Genomic DNA, 22,443 nt, shown 5'->3' on the forward strand with positions numbered 1-22,443 from the left:
CGGCGGTGTCTTCCGACATCGGGAACACAGGGTTCACCCGGACGCGCTGCCTGCAGCCGCCGGGAGCGGCCCTGTACCCGAAAGGCCGGCAGGCAATTTGGTTTCAACCGTTCAGGCAGCAAAGACTAGACAGCCATGGCCAAGATCTCTCCCGGCGAATTCATGCGTCAGGTCCAGACGGAAGCTCGCAAAGTGGTGTGGCCCAGCCGTCAGGAAACCGTGACCACCGCGATCTTCGTCGGGGTCATGATGGTCATCCTGGCGCTGTTTTTCCTGGGCATCGACACATTGTTCGGCAAAGCGGTCCAATGGCTGCTGTCGCTCGCCTGATACGGGATTTAGCAAGGTAACATCATGGCCCGCTGGTACATCATCCACGCCTATTCCGGCTTCGAGAACAAGGTTCGCGAATCGATCCTCGCCGAAGCTGAGCGCATGGGCCTTGAAGCTCTGGTCGAAGCGGTCGAAGTGCCGCATGAAACCGTGACCGAGGTGAAGCGCGGCAAGAAGGTCCAGGTCGAACGCAAGACCATGCCCGGCTATGTCCTGGCCAAGATGACGATGAACGACGATGTCTATCACCTGGTCAAGAACACCCCCAAAGTGACCGGGTTCCTGGGCAACAACAGCAAGCCGCAACCAATTTCCGACCGCGAAGCTGCGCGCTATTTCGGCGCCCGCGATGCCGCTGCCGCCGAACCCAAGAAGCACATCAGCGTCGATTACGAAATCGGCGATTCGGTCAAGGTGCTGGACGGCCCGTTCAATTCGTTCACCGGAATCGTGGAAGAACTCGACTTCGACAAGAACCGGGTCAAGGTTTCGGTTTCGATCTTCGGCCGCGCCACGCCGGTCGAGCTGGACTTCGAACACGTCGAACTGTCTAAGTAGCGAAGCGTCCGTTCGCGGGCGCGGATTTACCCCATCCTAACGCTGCACGGTTACAAGCCCCGCCATGACGGGGATTGTTTCCGCACAACCTGCAACCGGCGAACGCCTGGCGGGGCTTGATGCCCTGCGCGGGGTTGCAGCCTGCGTGGTCGCCTTCGGGTTTCACGCGCAGTATCTGTTTGCCCCGGGAACATTTGCGCCAGGCTGGGGCGGGCCGGTCATCAGCTGGCTTCAGACCCTGGGGTGGACGGCGGTAGACCTGTTTTTCGTGTTGTCGGGCTATGTCTTTGCCCATGTTTACCTGCGCGGCGCAGACCTTGCGTCACGCGATGGGCAGGGTGCGTTCTGGATCGCGCGGATCGCCCGACTCTATCCGTTGCATCTGGCGCTGCTACTGGTCTGCGCTTGTCTGTTCGGGTCCGAACCGGACAACACAGTCGCGGCTTTGGCCGCGCATCTGGTATTTGCCCAGGCACTGGTTGCCCCGGTCGGTCATACGTTCGACGGGCCAACCTGGTCGCTGTCCGTGGAAATGCTGTGCTATGCGGTGTTTGCGCTGGCCGCAGCGCGCGGGGCAAAAACCCTGGCGCTGATCACGGCTGCGGCATGCCTGATCGGGCTGACGGGAATCGCGGTTTTCGGCGCCTCGGCAGAACTGACCACTGCCAGCGTGGGTGCGCGCGGGCTGCTGGGCTTTTTTGGCGGCCAGCTGCTGTGGCGCGGGCGCGAACACTTGGCCCGCATTCCCCTTGCTGCATTGGCGGCAGGCATGATGGCGGGCCTGTGGCTCAGCATGACCGGGCCGTTCGGGCCGGTGCTGCCGCTGACGCTGCTGGCCTGGCCGGCGCTGCTGCTGATCGGCCTGCGTCTGCCGCTGCTGTCGGCACGGCCGCTGACCTGGCTGGGGGACCGGTCCTATGCCGTCTATCTGCTGCATATCCCGATGATCGATTTCGTGGCGTTCAGCACCGGTGGCCTCGGCGACAGCGGATGGATGATCGCCGCCGGCCATTTGGGTCTGGCCGCAGCGACGCTGGCCGCCGCCGATCTGGTCTATCGCCGTTTCGAACTGCCTGCCCGCAATGCGGTCCGCGGATTATGGCGCCGCCGCCAAAGCGCGGCCGTTCCCCGTCCGGCCTGACCTGGCTGAACGGGTACGGTGCTGCTCTGCGGGCTGATGTCACGCGATAGCCGTTTGCCTCAGCGCTTGCAGACGCCGGAGTCGGCACGTTCGCTGATCAGGATGGTCGGCTGTTCGTAGGAAACATAGACCCCTTCGGGTCGGCAATTGCGCAATTGAAAGCGCACTTTTCGCGCACGAAAATCGAGGCTGACCCGGCGAAAGTTCTCCATCAGGTCGGTGCCGAGCAGCAGAGCGGGCTTCTTTTCAAGTTCGAACACTTCAAACGGCGGAACATCGGCAAACGCGATCGGGACATTGCGTAATGTGATCGTGCCGATCTTCAGTTCCTCGACATAGACCAGATCGACCTCCTCGACCTTGCCGGTTACTCCGGTGATCTCAGCCTTGATGATCCTGGCGTTCTTGCGCTTGGCGATCCGTGCCCGCAGCGCCGAATTGCCGATGGTGACTTCCGATCCGGTATCGACAACCGCGTCGAGTGACAGGTCCTTGGAACGCACGTGGGTCAGGATCAGCTGGCCCTTCTTGAGCTTGGCGGTCACCACGATTTCGCCATCCCACTTCGGTGCCGGGCGACTGGCATCCTCAACCGCGATGCGGCGGCGTTCGAAATCCAGCATCAGGCGCTGATCGACCAGAGCATCCAGCCCGATCATGCCATTTGCGCCGATGAAGCGTTCTTCCAGCCGGGGAAGTTCCATGTCGCGAAACTGGTTTGGTCCGACCTGAAGGGCATTCACCAGAACGCGGTTGACCGTGCGCGTTTCCGTAATTGCGTTGAGCAGAACGGGGCGACCTTCGCGCAGCGCCAGTGCATTTGCCAGCCGCCGGCCGATAACCGACGTATCTGCACCGCTGTCGACGACGAAGCGGTAGGGCCCGGTGCCATTCACGCCGACATCGACCGTCAGGCGGGACCGCAGCTTGCGCGCGTCGATTTCCTTTCCGTCGATCACCAGCGTATCGTCAATTACCGCCGGTGTAAGCGGCGGCATGCGGCTGCGCGGCTTTTGCGGATTTTCCGCCATTGCGGCGGTTGCGGCAATTATCATGATACCCGCCAGGGCGATTCCGGTCGGGCCTTTGGCCAGGGTCTTCATCGCGATCCTCCCGCAACGGGGATTAAACCAATTGCCGGGAAGGCGCCAACGCCAGTCGATGAAAGTTGCATTCGCTCCGACTTTCGCCTAACCGCGCGCCTTCGCCTGGGCTTGCCCGGGTGATTCCGTGCGGGAGAAGCGCTTTCGGGCGCTTTGCTTGACCGCTCACTCTGCGGATCGCGGCTGAAACAGCGCCGCGGCCAACAGGAAGAAAGGAGGCCCACCGTGGCCAAGAAAATCGAAGGCTATATCAAGCTGCAGGTTCCTGCAGGCAAGGCCACTCCGTCCCCGCCGATCGGTCCGGCCCTGGGCCAGCGCGGCGTGAACATCATGGAGTTCTGCAAGGCGTTCAACGCCGCCACGCAGGAACTCGAAGCGTCGATGCCGATCCCGACCATCATCACGGTCTATGCCGATCGCAGCTTCACCTTCGTCACCAAGACGCCGCCAGCCAGCTTTCTGATCAAGAAGGCCGCTAACCTCAAGTCAGGCTCGAAAGAGCCGGGCAAGGTTTCGGCCGGAACGATCAAGCGTTCGGCGCTGGCTGAAATCGCCCAGACCAAGTTCAAGGATCTGAACGCGAACGATATCGAACAGGCAACCAAGATCATCGAAGGCTCTGCCCGTTCGATGGGCCTCGACGTGGTGGAGGGCTAAGGACATGGCACAGACCAAGAAGCAGAAGTCGCTGGCCGAAAAGCTGGGTGACAACCAGAAACTGTACGGCGTCGATGAAGCCATCCAGCTGCTCAAGGACCTCAAGACAACCAAGTTCGACGAGAGCCTGGAAGTCGCGATGAACCTGGGCGTCGATCCGCGCCACGCCGACCAGATGGTCCGCGGCATGGTCGTGCTGCCTTCAGGCACCGGCAAGGACGTCAAGGTTGCGGTCTTTGCGCGCGGTGACAACGCCGAAAAGGCACTGGCCGCCGGAGCGGACAAGGTTGGCGCCGAAGACCTGCTGGAAGACATGCAGAACGGCAACCTGGACTATGGCCGGGTCATCGCGACGCCCGACATGATGGGTATCGTCGGCCGCCTGGGCAAGGTGCTGGGCCCCAAGGGCCTGATGCCCAACCCCAAGCTGGGCACCGTTACCCCCAACGTGGCCGAAGCCGTCAAGGCGGCCAAGGGCGGCCAGGTTGAATACCGCGTCGAAAAGGCCGGGATCATCCACGGCGGGATCGGCAAGCTGTCGTTCTCGAACGAGGCGCTGCGTGCCAACTTCGACGCATTCGTGGATGCCGTGGTCAAGGCCAAGCCGGCCGGCGCCAAGGGCAAGTACCTGCGCAAGATCGGCCTGTCTTCGTCGATGGGTCCGGGCATCAAGGTTGACGTGGGCGAAATCCACGGCGGCTGATCCAGCCCTGCATAAAGCTCTTGCGGGCCGGGAAGCACAGGCTTTCCGGCCCGTTTGCTTTGGCCTAGACTGCATTTCCGGTTGAACAGTCGGAGAGCCGGTCATGGCCGTTTCGATCCAGACCCGCACGCTTGGCCTGTGGGGCGCAGGTGCAAGTGCGCTGTGCAGCGCCGCCTATACCATCGCGCAACTGGGCGAATGGCTGGGCTGGCTGGGTTCGGCCGGTGGCCCGGGCGCGCAAAGTACCCCGCTGGGGATCATGGTGCTGCTGCTGCCATCGCTGATTCTTGGTCCGGCCTGGGTCGCAACCCTTGCAGCAATAGCGGCGGCCGTTCCGCGCGGCGCGAAAGGGGTGGCCCTTGCCGCTCTGGCGCTGGGCTCGATGTATGCCGCGCTAACGGGGCTGGTCTATTTCGTCCAGATCACCTTTGTTGCGCCGCGCCTTGCCGGCGGCGCAGTCACCGGGATCGAACTGTTGCTGTTCGTGCCGTACAGGTCATTCCTGTTTGCCATCGACCTTTATGGTTACAGCCTGATGTGCGCATCGGCGGCGCTGGCCGGGTGGGCGGTGCACGGGCATGCCGCGCTTGGCAGGGCGCGCCTGTGGTTGTGGCTGACGGGTCTGTTAACCCCCGCACTGGCCCTGCAGATGACCTTTCCCTGGCTGATCTGGGCGGGTAGCCTGTGGGGCGTGTCCTTTCCGCTCGCCAGCCTGCTGCTGTGGCGCAGCTTTGCCGAACTGAAACCCGGTTAACCTACCGGGCGATTGCCGCGCGGGTGTAGCATTCGGTGACGAGGGCCAGCGGCTGGCCGCCTGGCAGGCGCAGCAGGGCAATCTGCGACAAGACGGTGCCGGGCGGGCAGCCCGGTTCCTCGCCGCGGCGGCTGTCGATGGTTTCGCGGGTGAAACCCAGCGGGCCGGCGACTTTGCCGAACGGCGTGTCGCTGGTGTCCAGCACGGTGTTCATCTGCGCTGTCAGAAGCTCGCGGCGATACCAGTTGTGAGCGACCGACAAAACCCGATCTCCGCACAGCAGTTCGACATGGCGGTAGCCCAGCGGGGCATCGGCGCTGACCGCCAGTCGGCGGCGCAGGTCGGCTGGTTCCGGGCCAGCTTCCCCCTTGAGGCGCCGGGCAAGCACGACCGGATGGTCTGCAATGCCCCGCGCGGCGCACCACTTCTCCAGCGCACGGGTGGCACTGGGGCTGGCGGCCAGCGTGCGTTCCAGCGCGGCGGTTTGTGCAGGGTCGGCGGCGCAGGCGGACAGCAGTGTTGCCGCTGCCATGGTGGTCATCGCAGCAGCCCTAAATCCCACCCGGAAAAGCCTCGCGGCCCATCGCCCTGATGCCGGTCAGCAAGGCTTCGGCGCATTCGGCCAGTACCGCGGGATCGACCGCACGGATGACAAAGTTGGCGCCGGTGCGGCCTTCGCGGAAAAACGGGTAAGAGCCGATGGCGCTGCCTTCGTGGGCCTGTTCGGTTACGCGCAGCAGATCGGCGATCTCGCTTTCCATGACCCAAGATCCGATCGTCTCGCTCAATACCGGAAGGCCGCCTTCCAGCGTGCCGGTGAGCGCATCAAGCATGCCCGCCGTGATCGACGGGACGCCGGCCATCAGGAACACGTTGCCGACGCGAATGCCCGGTGCGCCCGACATCCGGTTGGGGATCAGATCGGCCCCGGCTGGCACGCGGGCCATGCGCAGCCGTCCTTCGTTCAGCCCGCCGCGGGTCTCGTAATAGCGTTCCAGAATGGCGCGCGCGCCGGGATGGATTTCGACTTCGACGCCCAGGGCAGCGGCAATCGCATCGACGGTGATGTCATCGTGCGTCGGGCCGATCCCGCCGGTGGTGAACAGGTAATCATTGCGCGCCCGCAGCGCGTTCACCGCCTCGACAATTGCGCCCTGATCATCGCCGACCACGCGTACTTCGGCCAGGCGGATGCCCTGGACGTTAAGCCATGTGGCAACCTGGGCGACGTTCTTGTCCTGGGTGCGGCCGGACAGGATTTCATCGCCGATGACCAGCAGCGCGGCGGTCCAGATGCGGGTGGTGTCGGTCATGTCCTCAGCGTTAGGCGGGCGCGCGGCTCGGGGCAAGGTCAGCCGGGCACCTTCTCGCGCACGCGGCGGAATTGCATCACCCCGTCATCGATCGGGGCCTGGCGCATGTCCTTGCGGTCACGCCGGTAATCCTGGTTGAGCCGCCACGGCAGGCTTGCAGCATTGCGCGGCATAAGATGCTTGCCGCGCTGGATGTATCCGGAGGAGAAATCGAAGATGTCATCCTCGTCCGGTTCGTGCCCTGCTTCCAGCACCGGCACGGCCACCTGCATCTTGAAAGCATCCAGCTGTTTCAGCAGACGGGTGATGTACTGCGCGACGATGTCGACCCGCAGGGTCCAGCTGGCGTTCAGATACCCGAACACGCCCGCCATGTTGGGCACGTTGGAAAACATGCAGTTGCGGTAAAAGAACTTCTTGCCGAAATCGACCGGCTCGCCATCGACGCTGACCGCGATCTTGCCGGCAAAGGTCATGGTCAGACCGGTTGCGGTGACGATGATGTCGGCGTCCAGATGCTTGCCCGATTTGAGCAAAATGCCGGTTTCATCGAAACGGTCGATGTGATCGGTGACGATGGCTGCCTTGCCGGCATTGACCGCTTCGAAAAAGTCCGCGTCGGGAACCAGGCACAGGCGCTGCTCCCACGGATTGTAGGGCGGCAGATAGTCTTCAGCCGTGTAATTGTCGCCCAGGTGCTGCTTGATCTGCGTGGTCAGGAAATCCTTGACCTTTTCGGGCGCGGTCCGGGCGCGTTTGAACACCAGATCCTGCATGAAGATGTTTTTGGCCCGGGTCAGGCTGTATGCCGCCTTTTCGGGCAGAACCTTGCGCAGGGCGTTGGCCAGGCCGTCCTTGGCAGGGCGGGTCGCCATCCAGGTCGGCGTGCGCTGCAGCATGGTGACATGGCCCGCACCGCCCTGCGCCATGGCCGGTACGATGGTGACAGCCGTTGCCCCCGATCCGATCACCACCACCTTTTTGCCGGCATAGCCAAGATCTTCGGGCCAGAATTGCGGGTGGATGATGGTACCCTTGAATGTGTCACGCCCGGGGAACTGCGCGTCATAGGGGCTATCGTAATCGTAGTAACCCGATCCCAGGAACAGAAAGCGGCATTTGATCCGGGCCTGTCCGGCGCCTGCACTGTCAGTTACGACGGTCCACAAGCCTTCGCCGCTGTCCCAATCGGCGCTGATCACGGTCTGCCCCATGCGCAGCCTGGACCGCAGGCCGTATTTGTCGATGATCTTGTCGAGGTAGGAAAGGATCGAAGGCCCGTCGGCAATCGACTTTTCATGGGTCCACGGTTCGAACACGAAGCCCAGCGTGTGCATGTCGCTGTCCGAACGGATGCCGGGATAGCGGAACAGGTCCCAGGTCCCGCCATAGTTGTCGCGCCGGTCGACTATTGCAAAGCTTTTACCCGGGCAATCACGGGTCAGATGAACCGCCATGCCGATGCCGGACAGGCCCGCACCGACAATCAGCATATCCAGAACTTCGTCGATCTGGGTTACGGCGTTCATGGCGCGGCTCTCTCCTTGACTGCGTTTCAGTCTTAATCGGCCACTTAACAGAGCCGATGCGGGATTGCCAGCGCCTTGCCTCTTTGGCACTCCGCTGCAATGCCGATCATCGCCTCACGCCGCTACGAACATGGCAAGCCATCGCCAGTCAGTCCGCCGCTGGACGGCGCGGCGCGCGATACCCTGCCGCCGCACGTTTTTGACTGGACCGGGCTGTGCGATCCTTCTGCTCAGGAAATGGACACGGTGCGCCGCCAGTTTGGCCTGCATCCTCTGGCGGTGGAAGATGCGCTTTCCCCCACGCAAATGCCCAAAGTGGAAATCTATGGGCAGCAGCTGTTCATCGTCGCCCGGACCGTGGCCATGCCCGAAGGCGATAATCTGGACTATGGGCAAACGGCGATCTTTCTGGGCCGCGATTTTCTGGTTTCGGTGCGGCTGGGTTCAACCCGCAGCCACGATCAGCTGCGCGAACGGCTGGAAGGGGACTGTGACCGGCTGGCCGAAGGACCGGACTATGTCGCCCACGCCATCCTTGATTTCATTGTCGATGGCTATCAGCCGGTGCTGGAAAAGCTGGAAGAAGCTGTGGTGGCGATGGAAGAGCAGGCGATTTTCCGGTTTCCCGCCCCGTCGACCATTCGCCGCATCTTCCGTCTGCGCCGCCAGTTCCGCCGCTTTTCGCGGATAATCGGCCCGATGCAGGAGGTGTGCGAGCGGCTGGCCACGACCGAGCTGCCGGTGGTCGATCCCGGCGCGCGGATATGGTTTCGCGACGTGCTCGACCATGTCCGCCGTACTTTGAGCCGGACGGATGCCTTGCGCGAAACGCTGGCCAGCGTGGTCGAAACCGCAAGCCTGCTTGAACAGCACCGCCAGGGTGACATGACCCGCCAGCTGGCCGCATGGGCTGCGCTGCTGGCCGTGCCCACTGCGATTGCCGGGATCTATGGCATGAACTTCGATTATATGCCCGAACTGCACAGCAAGTGGGGCTATCCCGCAGTCTGGGCCGTGATCCTGACCATCTGCGGCGCATTGTGGCTGCGCTTCCGGCGGATCGGCTGGCTGTAGTTTAGCGCGGCATCACGATGAACTGTTCCCACCGACCCTTTTCGCCGGGTTCGGCATAGGTGATCAGGACCAGTTTCTGTCCGTCCTTATAATTCAGTGCAAAATTGCGATTGACGAAGCCGCCGCGCAGCCGGGGTTTGCCAAGCGCCTTTACCTCCTGCGGAACGCCAAGCGGTGACAGGCTTTGCGCATAGTCCGCCAAGGTCTGCGGTGTGAAATAGAACCGGGCATTGGCGGTGAAGCGCGCCGGATCAAGCTTGCTTGCAGTCAGTTCGGCCAGAGTCGCGCGGATGTCTTCATCGCGCGCAGCTTCGCCGATGTCAGCCTGCACTGCCTTGGGCAGCACGACGTCGGCAATCTGGTCGGTCAGCGTGTCAGGGACACCGGCAAAGTCGGCATTGGTCAGCACGACCACGGCCACCTTGTCATCAATCCAGGTGCTGCTTTGTGACAGGAAACCAACCGATTCGCCGCCGTGGTCAATCACGGTGCGGCCTTTGACCTGATGCTTCGATACCCCCAGGCCATAGCCGCTGGCCGTTCCGTCTGCCAGCCGCACCGGCGTTTCCATTTCCTCCCAATCCTCACGCGGAAGCAGGCTGCGGTTCATCCGCGCCACATCCCATCTGGCAAGTTCGGCGGCGGTCATCGACAGTTCGCCTGCGGCCCACAGCCAGCCGCGCGCCGGCGGCGTCGCTACGCGGACCGGCCCCAGTGCCGCGCGGTGATAGCCCTGGGGAAATGCGGCGCCGTTGGTTTCGTCCAGCTTGTAGGGCTTGATCCCCAGTGGTTTGAACAGACGCGCATCAAATTGCTGCCACAGCGGTTTGCCGCCGGCCTTCTCGGCGATCAGACCCGCAACGACATAGCCGGTGTTGGAATACTGCATCCGTGTGCCCGGCTGATAGTCAAGCGGCTTGCTGGCCCAGCGGTCAATGATCCCTTGCGGCAGGGTTGGCCTCGTCATGTCGGAAAACAGGTAATCCTGCGGCCAGAAATCCTGCAAACCCGACGTGTGCGACAGCAGCTGGCGCACGGTCATCCGATCGGCGCCGGATACCGCGGGCAGCCATTTGCTCACCGGATCATCAAGCCGCAACTTGCCGTCATCCTCTAGCAGCAGCAGCAGCGCGGCCAGGAACTGCTTGGAATTCGACGCGATCTGATAAGGCAGTTTTTCAGTCGCCACCGGGATCCGTTCCGAAGCCTTGCCCCATGCCTTGTCGAGCACGATCTGCCCGCCGCGCACCACGGCGACCTGCGCTGAAGGCACGCCCGTTTCCTTCAGCGTCCTGGTAACCGCCTGATCGATAGCGGTCTGTTCGGCGGGGGTCAGCGCCTGGGCCACAACGGGCAGGGGCAGGGTGAGTGCGACAAGCGCGAAAGCATGACGAAGCATCGCGCCACGCTAGACCAGCCTGCGCGGCGATCAACCCTGCCCTTTCGCCGCAATCGACGAACGGCTAGATCCACTCTACTGGCGAGCAGCAGGGGCCGGGCCGATGCTTGCCCGTTTCGGTGCACGGCACATACCGCCAGGCTGCGCTAGGCAAGCGAAGGACATGACCAGAATGGCCGCACAGGGCAGCAATACCACCATCTTCATCGCGCTGGCGGCCAATGTCGGAATCGCGGCAGCCAAGTTCGTTGCCGCGGCGATGACCGGGTCATCGGCAATGCTGACCGAAGGGGTTCACAGCCTGGTCGATTCGACCAACCAGCTGCTGCTGCTTTACGGGCGCAAGCGCGCGGGCAAGCCGCCCGATGCGCTGCATCCGTTCGGCTATGGGCGCGAGCTCTATTTCTGGAGCTTTGTCGTCGCGATCCTGGTCTTTGCGCTGGGCGCCGGGGTATCGATCTACGAAGGCGTGCTGCACATTCTTGATCCTGAACCGGCGGTCAGCCCGTTGATCGCCTTTGCCGTGCTGGGCATCGCCTTTGCCCTTGAAGGCTGGTCGACCCTGGCGGCGCTGCGCGATTTCAACGCGGCGCGGCGCGGCACGATCTGGCAGGAAATCCGCAACACCAAGGACGCGACCACGCTGGTTATCCTGCTGGAGAACTCGGGCGCGATGGTCGGGCTGGTGCTGGCGGCGATGGGTCTGGCGCTCAGCCTCGTTACCGGCAACCCGATGTGGGACGGCCTTGCCTCGGTGATTATCGGGCTTGTGCTGGGCGTGCTGGCGCTGGTGCTGCTGTTTGAGGCCAAAGGCCTGCTGATCGGCGAAGCGGCCGATCCCGAGCTGGTCGCCGGGATCCGTGATTGTGCGCAGTCCCACGCCGAAATAGAGGCGGTCTACGACGTGATGACCCTGCATTCATCGCCGACCATGGTCACGGTGATCATCAGCGCCAACTTCGACGATGCGATCACCGCGCGCGACGTGGAACGTACGGTCTGCGCGATCGAGACAGAGGTGGCACACCGGTTCCCGATCGTCGCGCGGGTCTATGTCCGCCCGTTTGATCGCGGGTCCGATACGCCGCAACTGGCGGGCTGATCGGGCACCGCGCCGGGACTACCCCCGCGCGGTGCCGATCAAGCGCTTAACCCCAGCGGCGCTGGCCGCCGCCGTTGGGCTTCTTGCCATTCCCGCTACCGCCGCCATTGCCGCGGCGCGGCTGGCCATCCCCGCGCGGCTGGCCGCCGGTGGCGGGGCGCACGGCATCGCGGTGGATCTTGACCGGACGGTCGCCGCGCTCACCCTGCGGGGCACTGCGCGGACGGTCATCGCGGCGCTGGCCGTGCGGGGTATCGCGGCGGGTATCACGGCGCGGTTCGCCCTGGGCACTGCGCGCGTCGCGTTCTTCGCCGGAAAGCGGGTTGAACACCGGACCACGCGGGGCCGACGCGCGGCGGGCATCGCCCATGCGCTCGTTGCGGATATACTGGTCGCGGCTTTGCCCGTCGCGGCCCTGGCCGCCGTTCGAACGGTTGTTGTTGGGCCGCGCACCGCGGCCCCCGCGGCCCTTGGCATCGCGCGCTTCGCGGCGGGCGTCCTGTTCGGCCTCGGCCGGCTTGCGGCTGGGGGCAGGCAGGCTAGCGGCATCCTTCTGGAAGTTGTCGGGCAGCGGAATGGTGGCCAGCTTTACGCCCGTCAGCTTTTCGATGTCGCGCAGATACGGCTTTTCGTCCGGCGCCACAAAGCTCAGCGCGGCACCGTCCGCCCCGGCGCGCGCAGTGCGGCCAATGCGGTGAACGTACTGTTCGGCCACGTTGGGCAGCTCATAGTTGAACACATGGCTGACCCCCGAAACGTCGATCCCGCGTGCGGCGATGTCGGTCGCGACCAGCACCGGCGTGCTGCCTTTGCGGAAAGCGGCCAGCGCGGCGGTGCGCTGGGCCTGGCTTTTGTTGCCGTGGATCGCGGCGGCGTTGACCCCGGCGGTCGACAGGTGGCGCACCACACGGTCGGCACCGTGCTTGGTCCGGGTGAACACCAGCGCGCGTTCAATCTCGGTGCTGCCATCGTCCTTGGCGGTCAGGCCCTTGCGCAGTGACAGGGTCAGCAGCGCCTGCTTTTCGGCCTGATTGATGAATACCGCGTACTGTTCCACCCGTTCGGCAGTGGTCGCCTGGGGGGTCACTTCGACGCGGACCGGGTTGGATATGAACTGGCGGCCCAGATCGGCGATTGCGCGCGGCATGGTGGCTGAAAAGAACAGGCTCTGCCGGTCCTTGGGCAGCATCGCCGAAACGCGCTTCAACGGCACGATAAAGCCCAGGTCCATCATCTGGTCCGCTTCGTCCAGCACGAAGATTTCGACATTGCGAAGGGTCAGCGCGCGCTGGTCGATCAGGTCGAGCAGGCGGCCCGGCGTAGCCACCAGCACATCGCAGCCCGGCACCAGGGCGCGGGCCTGCTTGCCCACGGGGATGCCGCCGAACACGCACTGGACCGACAGGTTGAGAAACTTTGCATAGCCGCGCATGTTCTCGGCAATCTGGGCGGCCAGTTCGCGCGTGGGGCTTAGCACCAGCATCCGGCACGAAGCGCTGGTGCGCCCCTTGGGATTGGCAGCCAGGCGGTGGAGCGAAGGAAGCGAGAACGCGGCGGTCTTGCCGGTGCCGGTCTGGGCAATGCCCAGCAGGTCGCGGCCTTCCAGCAGGGCGGGGATCGCCTGGCGCTGAATCGGGGTGGGATCGGCATAGCCCTTGGCATCAAGCGCACGGATCAGTGGCTCGGCCAGGCCAAGGTCGGAAAAATAGGTCATGAAAATCTTTCAAATTGAAGCAGCGCGCGCACGGGACATCCGCTCGACACGAAGCAAGGCCGAATGGCCCGTTGCGTTTCGATGCGACCCTGCGTGAAGAAGGTGGCTTCAGGTTCAGATCGACCGGGCATTCGGGGCGGCCATCCTTGGAAAAGGGGCCTCACGCTGCGCCGAACTGCCATGCGGGGGATACCCGCCGGACCGGTCGTGTTGCCGCGCCTATATGCTGCGTTGCGGAATAACGCAAGGAAATTGCGTGGGCCACGCGTTTGCCCGACTGCGCGGGTTTGATCCTGATCGCCGATTTTCCTACACCCGCTGCGCCTGCTAACTTTCGCGGGCCATGACTTGCAGCTTCTTCTGTCCAATCCCAGCGCGCGAAATCGGTGCGACACCTGCGCTATTCATGCCGGCATCCCTGGTCATGCCGCGTCCGGCTGGCTTTGGCAGTGCAGCGCATTTCGGCGCGCAGACCTAGCTTGGAACGCGTGCTGGACGCAAAAGTCCATTCTCCGCCATAGGTCGGCGGATTTCCTTGCATGAACCCTGTGATCTTGGTGTGAACTTCCGCGCCGGGCCGTGTGAACTTAGGCGTCCGCGCACCCCTGGGGAAAGCGCGTGTCAGGCTGGTTCGATGACGCCGAACAGGTCGTGGGCATCGGCATCTTCGATCCGGGCGTGGACGATCTGGCCGGGCTGGAGCGTTGCCGGCACATCGCGCAGGTATACGGCGCCGTCAATTTCGGGGGCATCGGCCTGGCTGCGCGCGGTGGCGCCCACGTCGCCGTCTTCGTCGGGCTCGCCAACCTCGTCGATGATCACCGGCAGCAGGCGGCCGACCTTGCCGGCCAGCTTGGCAGCGCTGATCGCTTCGGTTTTGGCCATGATCCGGGCGTAGCGTTCTTCCTTGACCGCTTCGGGCACAGGATCGGGCAAGCGGTTGGCGGCGGCGCCTTCGACCGGTTCGAACCGGAATGCGCCAACACGGTCAAGCTGGGCTTCATCGAGCCAGTCGAGCAGATACTGAAAATCGGCCTCGGTTTCACCAGGGAAGCCGACCACGAAGCTGGAGCGGATTGTCAGATCGGGGCAGATGGCGCGCCAGGCCTTGATCCGTTCCAGCACCTTGGCCTCATTCGCGGGGCGCTTCATTGCTTTGAGGACGCCAGGCGCGGCATGCTGGAAGGGAATGTCAAGGTAGGGGGTGATCAGCCCCTGGGCCATCAGCGGGATCACCGCATCGACGTGGGGGTAGGGGTAGACATAGTGCAGGCGGACCCACGGCGGCACGCCTTCCGGCGTGCGCAGGCCGCCCAGTTCGCGGGCCAGGTCGGTCATGTGGGTGCGGACGGCATTGCCTTTCCACAGCCGTTCCTCGTGCCGCACATCGACACCGTAGGCGCTGGTATCCTGGCTGATGACGAGAAGCTCGCGGGTGCCGGCGGCGACCAGCTTTTCCGCTTCGCGCAGCACGGCGTCGATGCGGCGGCTGGCCAGTTTGCCGCGCAGGCTGGGGATGATGCAAAAAGCGCAGGCGTGGTTACACCCCTCGCTGATCTTGAGATAACTGTAATGGCGCGGGGTCAGCTTGATGTCTGGTTGCGGGATCAGATCGATGTACGGGCCCTGGGTGGGGGGCGCAGCCTCGTGCACCGCTTCGACCACGGCTTCGTACTGGTGCGCGCCGGTAACGGCCAGAACGGCGGGGAACTTGGTCCGGATCAGCTCGGCCTCATTGCCCATGCAGCCGGTGACAATCACCCGGCCGTTCTCGGCAATCGCCTCGCCGATGGCGGCAAGACTTTCCTCTTTGGCGCTGTCAAGGAACCCGCAGGTGTTGACCAGCACCACATCGGCCCCCTGGTAATCGGGCGACATGGCGTATCCATCGGCGCGCAGCCGGGTAAGGATGCGTTCGCTGTCGACCAGTGCCTTGGGGCAACCAAGCGAGACCATGCCGATGCGCTTCTGATCGGGGATAGATGTGGGAGTTTGCAGGCTCATCGGGGGCGGCCCTTACACCCGCGCTGCACAAAGTGCTACCGCGTTGGTGCAACGATAAAAGCAGGAGAGTCGCAATGGGTCCGGTAAACTGGTTGGCGGTGGGGATCGGCACCGTGCTGTTCTTCCTGGTGGGGGCAGTATGGTATGGCGCGCTGTTTGCTGTGCCGTGGCAGCGCGAGGTTGGCGTGGGCGAAGCGCCGCGCGGCTCTGCCGTGGTCCGGGTGATGGGGCTGACCCTGTTGTGCGAGTTTCTGGTGGTGTCGACGCTGGGTCACCTGCTCGCCCGCACCCAACCCCAGCCGCATGTGGTGATGATGATGGCGCTGGGCCTGGCGCTGACCGTGATGGCCCCTGCGATCGGGATCAACTATGTCCACCAGCGCAAGTCGGTTGGTCTGTTCCTGATCGATGCGGGCCACTTTGTGGTTGGCATGGCGGTGGTGGGGGCGGTGTTCGTGCTGCTGGGATAATCCTTTCCCCGGAAGGGAAGGGGGCGGTCAGGCTGTGGGCATGATCGCAATGATCTGGTCGCCGGGCTCGATCTGCCCGGCCTCCGGTTCCCAATAGCCGAATTGCTGCCCGGCCCGGATCAGTCGCAGCCCGCGGGCGCGATCGGGCAGGTCGTCGAGCGAGCGGCCCACTTCCTGGGGCAAGGCCGGCCGCTCGACCAGCTGCACCCGCCCTTTGGCCGAAGCGAGATCGACCAGGTAATCGCTTGTCTGGGTGCCCTGGGCGGACCCCGCCAGCAGCAGGCCGGTGAACTTGACCGGGTTGATGACGGTGTCGGCGCCGGCTTGCTGGGCCAGAACCTCATTGTCCTCGGCGCGGACGACGACGCTGATCGGCACCCTGGGCGCCAGGTGCCGTACAGTCAGCACGATAAGGATAGAACTATCGTCACGCCCGGCGGAAACCAGCACGCTTTGAGCGGTATCGACATGAACCGCGCGCAGGTTTTCATCGCGGCTGGCATCCCCTTCAAGGACGTTGCAGCCCAGCTCCTCGGCCTCGTCAAGCCGTTCCGGGTCGGGGTCCATCACCACGATCCGGCCTGGTTCGGTCCCCCGCTCGATCAGTTCGCGCACCGCTTGCGATCCGCTGATGCCAAAGCCCAGGACGACCAGGTGCCCGGTCAGCGTTTGCTGGATGCGCTTCATGCGCCATGCCTCCCAACTGCGTTTGAAAAGGAAATTATAGGCCGTCCCGACAAAGATGAAGAGCACGGCGACCCGGATCGGCGTGACGATCACCGCTTCGATCATCCGCGCCCGGTCGCTGACCGGGGCGATATCGCCAAAGCCGGTCGTCGTGATCGATATCATGGTGAAATAGACGACGTCCAGGAAACTGGTATGACCATCGACCGTATCGCGCAGCCCGTCGCGGTCAAGCCAGTGGATCAGCACCACGAATGCGACCAGCGCCAGTGCAGCGGAAAGCCTGAGTGTAACATCGGCCCAGACCGGGACCGGGATACGCCGCCGCAAAGCACGAAAACGGGCCGATCGCGGTTGCCTGCTCATTTCCTCGTCGGGGACCTGGGCAGATACTTTGCCGGATCCAGCGGGACCCGGTCGTTGCGAACCTCGAAATGAAGCTGGGGCTGGCTGGCCAGTCCGGTCTGCCCATTAAGGCCGATCCGCTCACCCGCCCGCACGTCTTCGCCGTCCTTCACGGTGATCTGGTCGAGATAGGAATAGGTCGTGGTCCAGCGGCCGCTGTGGAACAGGATGACGGTCTTGCCGTATTCCTTGGGGCCATCGCCGGCAAAGATAACCTTACCGGCAGCAGCGGCGCGAATGGCTATGCCCTTGTCCGCCAGAATGTCGATCCCGTCATGCCAGGCCTTGTCGCCCACTTTGGCGATGAAGCCCCGGCGGACCTTGCCTTCGATCGGCCAACGGAAAGCGGGGGCTGGACCGTTCTTGAGCACGGCGGGCTCGCTCGCTGCGGACGATGCTGTCGGGGGCGGGGCATCGGATGCAGGCTCTGTCGGCCCTGCCACAGCAATGGCCTTGGCCATGGTCGGCACAGTCAGTTTTTGTCCGGTCTTGACCGGACCTTTGGGATCGATCCCGCTCGCCGTGGCAATCGCGCTCCATGGCACGCCATAATCCATCGCAATCCCAAAGCCGGTTTCCCCGTCCTTGACCGTGTGGATGCGGCGGCGCGGGATTACCAGTTTCTGCCCAGTGCGCAGGGCATAGGGAGCTTTAAGGCCATTCGCTTCGATTATCAGTACGCGCGGCACCTCAGCGCGGTTGGCAATGCCGCCCAGCGTCTCACCCGATGTGACAGTGTGGCTGGTTTCGGTCGTGGGATCGGGATCGGCAGCCGCCATCAGCAAAATGCCAGCCACGAGCCAGATGGCCACCCGGCCCATCAGGAGAAACGCTGCGCCAGTTGCGCCAGCGAGGCATCGTGGGTCAGGTCCAGTTGCAGCGGGGTTATGGACACAAAGCCATCCTGTATCGCCTCAAGGTCGGTCTGGTGGCCCGGGGTATGCTCGATCCCATGCAGCCCGAACCAGAAATAACGGTAACCGCGCGGATCGGTCCCTTCAACCACCGAACCGCGAGCGTAGTCGTGAAATCCCTGACGCACAACGCGAATCCCCTGAACGTCCGCCGGGGCACGGGCGGGGAAGTTGACGTTGACCAAGGTTCGGGGGGCAAAGGGCAGGCCCAGCAGCGGCTGGATCACCCGGGCGCCCCATTCTTCCGCAGCAGCGAAAGGCACGTTATCTCCCATACCTTCCTTTTCATAAACCTGGCTTAGCGCGATTGAGCGGATGCCCGCGAGCGCACCTTCGACCGCGGCACTGACAGTGCCCGAATAGGTGACATCGTCGCCCAGGTTCGCCCCGCGGTTGACACCTGACAGGATCAGATCGGGGGCGGCGGGCATAACCTCGCGCAGCGCCATCATCACCGCATCGGTCGGCGTGCCCGATACGGCAAAGCGCCGCTCATCGAACTGGCGCAACCGCACCGGGCGGCTGAGCGTGAGCGAATGTCCAGCGCCAGACTGTTCTTCTGCCGGGGCGACAATCCAGATATCGTCCGAAAACGTCCGCGCGATGCGCTCCAGCACGTCCAGACCGGGGGCGTGAATGCCATCGTCGTTGGTCAGCAGGATGCGCATCAGGCGGGCGCCAGCCGGACGATACCGCCCATGTAGGGCAACAGGACGTCCGGCACCGTGACAGACCCATCTTCCTGTTGGTAATTTTCGAGCACCGCCACCAAAGTCCGGCCCACGGCCAGCCCCGATCCGTTGAGTGTGTGGACGAACTCGGTCCCCTTCTGCCCTTCGGGGCGGTACCGCGCGTTCATCCGCCGCGCCTGGAAATCGCCGCAGTTGGAGCAGGACGAAATCTCACGGTATGCGCCTTGGCCAGGTAACCACACCTCAAGGTCGTAGGTCTTGCGCGCGGTAAAGCCCATGTCTCCGGCACACAGCAGCATCTTGCGGTACGGCAGATCAAGCGCTTGCAGGATTGATTCCGCCGCCCCGGTCATCCTCTCGTGCTCGGCCTCGCTGTCTTCGGGCCGGGTGATGCTGACCAGCTCGACCTTCTCGAACTGGTGCTGGCGGATATAGCCGCGCGTATCCTTGCCCGCCGCGCCTGCTTCGCTGCGGAAACACGGGGTCAACGCCGTCATGCGGATCGGCAGCCGGGCCTCCGACAAGATCTGATCGCGCACCGAATTGGTAAGTGAAACCTCTGCCGTAGGGATCAGCCAGCGGCCGTCTGTGGTCTGGAAATTATCTTCGGCAAACTTGGGCAGCTGTCCGGTGCCGAATAGCGATTCCCCGCGTACCAGCAGCGGGGTGGCGCATTCCTCATAGCCATTGGTGCGCGTCTGGTGATCAATCATGAACTGGCCCAGTGCCCGCTGCAGCCGTGCCATCTGTCCGCGCAGGAACGTAAATCGCGCACCCGAAATCGCCGCGCCGGTTTCAAAATCCAGGCCGAGCGCAGGACCGATATCGGCATGCTCAAGCGGCGTAAACGCAAAGTCGCGCAGGTTTCCCCAGCGGTTCACTTCTATATTACCGGCTTCGTCGGCACCTTCCGGCACATCCTGCGCAGGAAGGTTTGGATAACGGGCAAGGGCATCGGCCAATTCAGCGGTCAGCTCGCGGTCTTCCTGCTCGATCTGCGGCAGGCGGTCTTTCAGCTTGGCGACGTCCGCCTTCAGGCGTTCAGCCTCACCCTTGTCGCCGCGCCCCATGGCCGCGCCAATCGCCTTTGAGGCATCGTTGCGCCGGCTTTGCGCGTCCTGCATTGCTGTCGCCACTGCCCGGCGCGCAGTGTCGAGGGCAAGGATTGTCCCGGCCATCGGACCTGCGCCCCGCCGGGCTAGCCCTGCGTCAAAGGCCTCGGGATTTTCGCGGATGAACTTGATGTCGTGCATGGTGCGCAGGCCTATGCCCGCTAGCGTCCATGCTTTCAAGAAAAGCCGGAAGTGGTGGGCGCGGCAGGGATTGAACCTGCGACCCCACCCGTGTGAAGGGTGTGCTCTACCACTGAGCTACGCGCCCACTTCCGGCGTGGAACGCGCGCCATTAGAGAAGAGGTGGCGAATTGACAAGTCGGCACGTTGACAAGCTGGCAGGGCGCGATAGGGGCCTTTGCGATGAGCGAAGAAACTACAGCCACCGGACCCGACCTGCCGCCCGATCGCTTGGCGATCCACCCGCGCAGCGAACACTTTGACGCCGACAAGCTGCAGCGCGGCGTCGGTATCCGCTTCAAAGGCACGGTGCGCACCAATGTCGAGGAATACTGCATCTCAGAAGGGTGGGTAAGGGTTCAGGCCGGCAAGACCATGGACCGCACGGGTCAGCCGCTGACCATCAAGCTGAACGGACCGGTCGAGGCGTGGTACGAGGATTTGGGCGACGAACCGCCCGTCGCGAAGGCCTGATTACCAACCCATCCGGCGTTTGATCATCCCGCTGATCGGGTCGTTGGCAGCAAGCGTCGAGCGGCCGTCCTTTCCACGTTCTTCAGCTTTAGCGCGAGTGGGATAGATGAAACCCTGGACCGGCCAGTGCGCGCCGCCAAGGGTCCCGATCGGGGCATACCAAACCCGCACTTCCGACCAATCGCCGCCGGGCGAGACGTCGATCACTTTTACATCGTTTTCGATCTGACCGCGGCGGCCGTTGATCGGGCTCCAGTTGGCGTGACGGATCAGGACGGTGCGCGCATCCACTATGCGGCTGACCGCGGCGACATGGCCAAGGGTTGAATTGCCGTGCGGTTTGAAGGTCATCACCGCGCCGACCCGCGGCCGGGTGCCGCGCGCATAACGCCCCTCGGCCTGGTGCCACCAGGTGTGGGCATCACCGTAGATCGTAATACCTGAAACCTGGCGGGCATATGGCACGCATTGGAGATAGGGCGGAAGAGCCGAGCTTCCTCCGCCTGACACCAGACGGCTGTCGTCAATCACCGGATCGGCCAGCAGCGGCGCCGCTGCAACGGTCAGTAGTATTCCGGCGAGGGTAAGGGCGCTGCGCTTCATGGTGCCGGTTCTTGCCGCAACCAGGGTTAGCACCGGCCTGCGAGCCATGGTTAACGCAGCCTTAGCATTGCGCCGAAGCGCTTGCCAAATGGGGCGCGGGCCTTCAGGGGGCTGGCATGGCGCTTCCGCAGGTAATCATTATTGGTCGACCCAATGTGGGCAAATCCACGTTGTGGAACCGGCTGGTTGGCAAGAAGCTGGCACTGGTCGATGATCAGCCCGGCGTAACGCGCGATCGCCGCTTTGGTGACGCACACCTGCTCGGCCTTGACTTCACAATCGTCGATACCGCCGGTTGGGAAGACGAGGACGCCGCCACCCTGCCGGGCCGGATGCGCAAGCAGACTGAAGCTGCACTGGAAGGGGCAGACGTTGCCCTGTTCGTGATCGATGCCCGTGCCGGCCTGACGCCGCTGGATGAGGAAATCGGTCGTTATCTTCGGGAAAGTACGGTGCCGATTATCGTCGTCGCCAACAAGGCTGAGGGCAAGGCGGGTGATAGCGGCCTGTTCGAGGCGTTTTCGCTGGGCCTGGGTGATCCGGTTGCGTTGTCAGCCGAACATGGCGAGGGATTGGCCGACCTGTTCGATGCGTTGCTTCCCCACCTTGATGAAGGTCAGCGTGAGCGCGACGAGGAAGTGCTAGCCGACGACGAAGAGGAGGACGAGGAAGCGCTCAACAACGCGCCGCTCAAGCTTGCCATCGTCGGCCGGCCAAACGCCGGCAAGTCGACCTTGATTAACGCATTCCTGCAGGAAGACCGGTTGCTGACGGGGCCCGAAGCCGGGATCACCCGCGATTCGATCGCGGTCGATTGGGAGTGGACAGATCCCGACAGCGGTCAGGCGCGGCCCGTCCGGTTGATCGATACGGCCGGGATGCGCAAGAAGGCGCTGGTGGTCGACAAACTGGAAAAGATGGCGGTGGCCGATGCGCGCCACGCGGTCGATTTTGCAGAAGTGGTGGTCCTGCTGCTCGACGCGACGCGCGGGCTGGAGCATCAGGACCTCAAAATTGCGAGCCTTGTGCTGGAAGAAGGCCGCGCGCTGATTGTGGCGATCAACAAGTGGGACGTGGCTGAAGACGCTTCAGGCCTGTTCAACGGGGTTCGTGCGGCGCTTGACGAGGGCTTGGCCCAGGTCAAGGGCCTACCAGTGCTGGCGGTTTCGGCGCGGACCGGCAAGGGTCTCGATACGCTGTTAAAGGCCGCGTTTGACGTGCGCGCTGCGTGGTCAAAGCGCGTGCCGACCGGGCTGCTCAACCGCTGGTTCGACGAGGCGCTGGGCAAGAACCCTCCACCCGCCCCCGGTGGTAAGCGGATAAAGCTGCGCTATATCACTCAAGCCAAAATTCGTCCGCCAGGCTTTGTCCTGTTCGGCACGCGCCTGGATGATCTGCCGATGAGCTACCAGCGATATCTGGTGAACGGCATTCGCCGCGACCTTGGCTTTGACGCTGTGCCGGTGCGATTGACTCTGCGCAGCGCCAAAAACCCTTACCGCAGCTAGCGTTGCGCGCACAA

At 63.6% G+C, this 22,443-nt stretch carries 23 protein-coding genes and 1 tRNA gene; 11 read left to right on the plus strand and 13 right to left on the minus strand.

Annotated features, from left to right (window positions below; all coding sequences use genetic code 11):
- Positions 1-135 precede the first annotated feature (135 nt).
- The 3 genes from secE (at position 136) to Q0L62_RS00220 (ending at position 2,032) form a co-directional block, all read left to right on the plus strand.
- Positions 136-330, plus strand: a complete 195-nt coding sequence (gene secE / locus Q0L62_RS00210) for a preprotein translocase subunit SecE (RefSeq protein ID WP_296674701.1) — start codon at positions 136-138, stop codon at positions 328-330.
- Positions 331-354: 24 nt separating this feature from the next.
- Complete coding sequence (nusG, locus tag Q0L62_RS00215; protein WP_296674705.1) at positions 355-891, plus strand: transcription termination/antitermination protein NusG; 537 nt, start codon at positions 355-357, stop codon at positions 889-891.
- 64 nt (positions 892-955) lie between these two features.
- The gene (locus tag Q0L62_RS00220; RefSeq protein ID WP_296674709.1) at positions 956-2,032 is read left to right on the plus strand and encodes an acyltransferase; all 1,077 of its coding nucleotides are present in this window, start codon (positions 956-958) and stop codon (positions 2,030-2,032) included.
- A 59-nt stretch (positions 2,033-2,091) separates the two neighbouring features.
- Here the strand turns inward: Q0L62_RS00220 and Q0L62_RS00225 are convergent, their stop codons facing one another.
- Positions 2,092-3,135 (minus strand): retroviral-like aspartic protease family protein, encoded by a 1,044-nt coding sequence (locus Q0L62_RS00225; protein ID WP_296674712.1) that lies wholly within the window; start codon positions 3,133-3,135, stop codon positions 2,092-2,094.
- 225 nt (positions 3,136-3,360) lie between these two features.
- Here Q0L62_RS00225 and rplK point away from each other — a divergent pair, with 225 nt between their 5' ends.
- The 3 genes from rplK to Q0L62_RS00240 all read left to right on the plus strand — a co-directional run bounded on the left by rplK (position 3,361) and on the right by Q0L62_RS00240 (position 5,249).
- Complete coding sequence (gene rplK / locus Q0L62_RS00230; protein ID WP_296674716.1) at positions 3,361-3,792, plus strand: 50S ribosomal protein L11; 432 nt, start codon at positions 3,361-3,363, stop codon at positions 3,790-3,792.
- A gap of 4 nt (positions 3,793-3,796) precedes the next feature.
- The gene (rplA, locus tag Q0L62_RS00235; RefSeq protein WP_296674720.1) at positions 3,797-4,495 is read left to right on the plus strand and encodes a 50S ribosomal protein L1; all 699 of its coding nucleotides are present in this window, start codon (positions 3,797-3,799) and stop codon (positions 4,493-4,495) included.
- Between the two features lie 103 nt (positions 4,496-4,598).
- A complete protein-coding gene (locus tag Q0L62_RS00240) occupies positions 4,599-5,249 on the plus strand; it encodes a hypothetical protein (RefSeq protein ID WP_296674724.1) in 651 nt (216 codons plus the stop codon).
- Position 5,250: 1 nt separating this feature from the next.
- On the opposite strand, the gene Q0L62_RS00245 is transcribed toward Q0L62_RS00240, so the two are convergent.
- The 3 genes from Q0L62_RS00245 to Q0L62_RS00255 are packed head-to-tail and all read right to left on the minus strand — an operon-like array spanning position 5,251 to position 8,091.
- Positions 5,251-5,790, minus strand: coding sequence for a hypothetical protein (locus tag Q0L62_RS00245; RefSeq protein WP_296674728.1), 540 nt, complete (start codon positions 5,788-5,790; stop codon positions 5,251-5,253).
- 10 nt (positions 5,791-5,800) lie between these two features.
- Positions 5,801-6,562, minus strand: coding sequence for a molybdopterin-binding protein (locus tag Q0L62_RS00250; protein ID WP_296674730.1), 762 nt, complete (start codon positions 6,560-6,562; stop codon positions 5,801-5,803).
- Positions 6,563-6,600: 38 nt separating this feature from the next.
- Positions 6,601-8,091, minus strand: coding sequence for an NAD(P)/FAD-dependent oxidoreductase (locus Q0L62_RS00255; RefSeq protein WP_296674733.1), 1,491 nt, complete (start codon positions 8,089-8,091; stop codon positions 6,601-6,603).
- Between the two features lie 99 nt (positions 8,092-8,190).
- Between Q0L62_RS00255 and Q0L62_RS00260 the strand changes: the two genes are divergently transcribed.
- Positions 8,191-9,165 (plus strand): magnesium and cobalt transport protein CorA, encoded by a 975-nt coding sequence (locus Q0L62_RS00260; protein ID WP_296674737.1) that lies wholly within the window; start codon positions 8,191-8,193, stop codon positions 9,163-9,165.
- Position 9,166: 1 nt separating this feature from the next.
- Here the strand turns inward: Q0L62_RS00260 and Q0L62_RS00265 are convergent, their stop codons facing one another.
- On the minus strand, positions 9,167-10,564 hold the full coding sequence (locus Q0L62_RS00265; RefSeq protein WP_296674740.1) for a serine hydrolase: 1,398 nt from the start codon (positions 10,562-10,564) through the stop codon (positions 9,167-9,169).
- Positions 10,565-10,727: 163 nt separating this feature from the next.
- Here Q0L62_RS00265 and Q0L62_RS00270 point away from each other — a divergent pair, with 163 nt between their 5' ends.
- The gene (locus Q0L62_RS00270; RefSeq protein WP_296674742.1) at positions 10,728-11,666 is read left to right on the plus strand and encodes a cation diffusion facilitator family transporter; all 939 of its coding nucleotides are present in this window, start codon (positions 10,728-10,730) and stop codon (positions 11,664-11,666) included.
- 46 nt (positions 11,667-11,712) lie between these two features.
- On the opposite strand, the gene Q0L62_RS00275 is transcribed toward Q0L62_RS00270, so the two are convergent.
- Together Q0L62_RS00275 and rimO are read right to left on the minus strand one after the other, a co-directional pair.
- On the minus strand, positions 11,713-13,380 hold the full coding sequence (locus Q0L62_RS00275) for a DEAD/DEAH box helicase (protein ID WP_296674745.1): 1,668 nt from the start codon (positions 13,378-13,380) through the stop codon (positions 11,713-11,715).
- A 621-nt stretch (positions 13,381-14,001) separates the two neighbouring features.
- Complete coding sequence (rimO, locus tag Q0L62_RS00280) at positions 14,002-15,384, minus strand: 30S ribosomal protein S12 methylthiotransferase RimO (RefSeq protein ID WP_296674749.1); 1,383 nt, start codon at positions 15,382-15,384, stop codon at positions 14,002-14,004.
- A gap of 74 nt (positions 15,385-15,458) precedes the next feature.
- Here rimO and Q0L62_RS00285 point away from each other — a divergent pair, with 74 nt between their 5' ends.
- Positions 15,459-15,854 carry a DUF1761 domain-containing protein gene (locus tag Q0L62_RS00285; RefSeq protein WP_296674752.1) on the plus strand — a complete coding sequence of 132 codons (396 nt, stop codon included), beginning with the start codon at positions 15,459-15,461 and terminating at the stop codon, positions 15,852-15,854.
- A gap of 27 nt (positions 15,855-15,881) precedes the next feature.
- On the opposite strand, the gene Q0L62_RS00290 is transcribed toward Q0L62_RS00285, so the two are convergent.
- From Q0L62_RS00290 to Q0L62_RS00310, 5 genes are all read right to left on the minus strand, one after another.
- Positions 15,882-16,907, minus strand: a complete 1,026-nt coding sequence (locus Q0L62_RS00290; protein ID WP_296674756.1) for a TrkA family potassium uptake protein — start codon at positions 16,905-16,907, stop codon at positions 15,882-15,884.
- On the minus strand, positions 16,904-17,758 hold the full coding sequence (locus Q0L62_RS00295; RefSeq protein WP_296674761.1) for a M23 family metallopeptidase: 855 nt from the start codon (positions 17,756-17,758) through the stop codon (positions 16,904-16,906). Before Q0L62_RS00295 ends, Q0L62_RS00290 begins: the two co-directional genes overlap by 4 nt.
- A gap of 8 nt (positions 17,759-17,766) precedes the next feature.
- Positions 17,767-18,528: a 5'/3'-nucleotidase SurE gene (surE, locus tag Q0L62_RS00300; RefSeq protein WP_296674764.1), complete on the minus strand. Its 762-nt coding sequence runs from the start codon at positions 18,526-18,528 to the stop codon at positions 17,767-17,769.
- Entirely contained in the window at positions 18,528-19,805 is a 1,278-nt protein-coding gene (gene serS, locus Q0L62_RS00305) for a serine--tRNA ligase (RefSeq protein ID WP_296674766.1), read from the minus strand. Before serS ends, surE begins: the two co-directional genes overlap by 1 nt.
- Before the next feature lie 52 nt (positions 19,806-19,857).
- Positions 19,858-19,932: transfer RNA gene (locus tag Q0L62_RS00310), tRNA-Val, on the minus strand.
- Positions 19,933-20,027: 95 nt separating this feature from the next.
- Between Q0L62_RS00310 and Q0L62_RS00315 the strand changes: the two genes are divergently transcribed.
- Positions 20,028-20,318 carry a DUF3297 family protein gene (locus Q0L62_RS00315; RefSeq protein WP_296674769.1) on the plus strand — a complete coding sequence of 97 codons (291 nt, stop codon included), beginning with the start codon at positions 20,028-20,030 and terminating at the stop codon, positions 20,316-20,318.
- Here the strand turns inward: Q0L62_RS00315 and Q0L62_RS00320 are convergent, their stop codons facing one another.
- Positions 20,319-20,969 carry a CHAP domain-containing protein gene (locus Q0L62_RS00320; RefSeq protein WP_296674771.1) on the minus strand — a complete coding sequence of 217 codons (651 nt, stop codon included), beginning with the start codon at positions 20,967-20,969 and terminating at the stop codon, positions 20,319-20,321.
- Positions 20,970-21,037: 68 nt separating this feature from the next.
- On the opposite strand from Q0L62_RS00320, the gene der reads away from it, so the two are divergent.
- Positions 21,038-22,429 carry a ribosome biogenesis GTPase Der gene (gene der / locus Q0L62_RS00325; protein WP_296674775.1) on the plus strand — a complete coding sequence of 464 codons (1,392 nt, stop codon included), beginning with the start codon at positions 21,038-21,040 and terminating at the stop codon, positions 22,427-22,429.
- The last annotated feature ends 14 nt before the right edge of the window (positions 22,430-22,443 follow it).

Origin of the sequence: Novosphingobium sp. (assembly GCF_024642085.1) — a bacterium.
Lineage (GTDB): Bacteria > Pseudomonadota > Alphaproteobacteria > Sphingomonadales > Sphingomonadaceae > Novosphingobium.

What these genes read in the sequence shown, in the direction of transcription:
- Q0L62_RS00285 (WP_296674752.1), top strand. Translation starts at nt 15,459, where the DNA reads ATGGGTCCGGTAAACTGGTTGGCGGTGGGGATCGGCACCGTGCTGTTC.
- rimO (WP_296674749.1), bottom strand. Translation starts at nt 15,384, where the DNA reads ATGAGCCTGCAAACTCCCACATCTATCCCCGATCAGAAGCGCATCGGC.
- Q0L62_RS00240 (WP_296674724.1), top strand. Translation starts at nt 4,599, where the DNA reads ATGGCCGTTTCGATCCAGACCCGCACGCTTGGCCTGTGGGGCGCAGGT.
- surE (WP_296674764.1), bottom strand. Translation starts at nt 18,528, where the DNA reads ATGCGCATCCTGCTGACCAACGACGATGGCATTCACGCCCCCGGTCTG.
- Q0L62_RS00290 (WP_296674756.1), bottom strand. Translation starts at nt 16,907, where the DNA reads ATGAGCAGGCAACCGCGATCGGCCCGTTTTCGTGCTTTGCGGCGGCGT.
- Q0L62_RS00265 (WP_296674740.1), bottom strand. Translation starts at nt 10,564, where the DNA reads ATGCTTCGTCATGCTTTCGCGCTTGTCGCACTCACCCTGCCCCTGCCC.
- Q0L62_RS00260 (WP_296674737.1), top strand. Translation starts at nt 8,191, where the DNA reads ATGCCGATCATCGCCTCACGCCGCTACGAACATGGCAAGCCATCGCCA.
- nusG (WP_296674705.1), top strand. Translation starts at nt 355, where the DNA reads ATGGCCCGCTGGTACATCATCCACGCCTATTCCGGCTTCGAGAACAAG.
- Q0L62_RS00270 (WP_296674742.1), top strand. Translation starts at nt 10,728, where the DNA reads ATGACCAGAATGGCCGCACAGGGCAGCAATACCACCATCTTCATCGCG.
- Q0L62_RS00250 (WP_296674730.1), bottom strand. Translation starts at nt 6,562, where the DNA reads ATGACCGACACCACCCGCATCTGGACCGCCGCGCTGCTGGTCATCGGC.
- secE (WP_296674701.1), top strand. Translation starts at nt 136, where the DNA reads ATGGCCAAGATCTCTCCCGGCGAATTCATGCGTCAGGTCCAGACGGAA.
- Q0L62_RS00315 (WP_296674769.1), top strand. Translation starts at nt 20,028, where the DNA reads ATGAGCGAAGAAACTACAGCCACCGGACCCGACCTGCCGCCCGATCGC.
- der (WP_296674775.1), top strand. Translation starts at nt 21,038, where the DNA reads ATGGCGCTTCCGCAGGTAATCATTATTGGTCGACCCAATGTGGGCAAA.
- Q0L62_RS00220 (WP_296674709.1), top strand. Translation starts at nt 956, where the DNA reads ATGACGGGGATTGTTTCCGCACAACCTGCAACCGGCGAACGCCTGGCG.
- Q0L62_RS00255 (WP_296674733.1), bottom strand. Translation starts at nt 8,091, where the DNA reads ATGAACGCCGTAACCCAGATCGACGAAGTTCTGGATATGCTGATTGTC.
- Q0L62_RS00320 (WP_296674771.1), bottom strand. Translation starts at nt 20,969, where the DNA reads ATGGCTCGCAGGCCGGTGCTAACCCTGGTTGCGGCAAGAACCGGCACC.
- Q0L62_RS00275 (WP_296674745.1), bottom strand. Translation starts at nt 13,380, where the DNA reads ATGACCTATTTTTCCGACCTTGGCCTGGCCGAGCCACTGATCCGTGCG.
- Q0L62_RS00225 (WP_296674712.1), bottom strand. Translation starts at nt 3,135, where the DNA reads ATGAAGACCCTGGCCAAAGGCCCGACCGGAATCGCCCTGGCGGGTATC.
- serS (WP_296674766.1), bottom strand. Translation starts at nt 19,805, where the DNA reads ATGCACGACATCAAGTTCATCCGCGAAAATCCCGAGGCCTTTGACGCA.
- rplA (WP_296674720.1), top strand. Translation starts at nt 3,797, where the DNA reads ATGGCACAGACCAAGAAGCAGAAGTCGCTGGCCGAAAAGCTGGGTGAC.
- Q0L62_RS00245 (WP_296674728.1), bottom strand. Translation starts at nt 5,790, where the DNA reads ATGACCACCATGGCAGCGGCAACACTGCTGTCCGCCTGCGCCGCCGAC.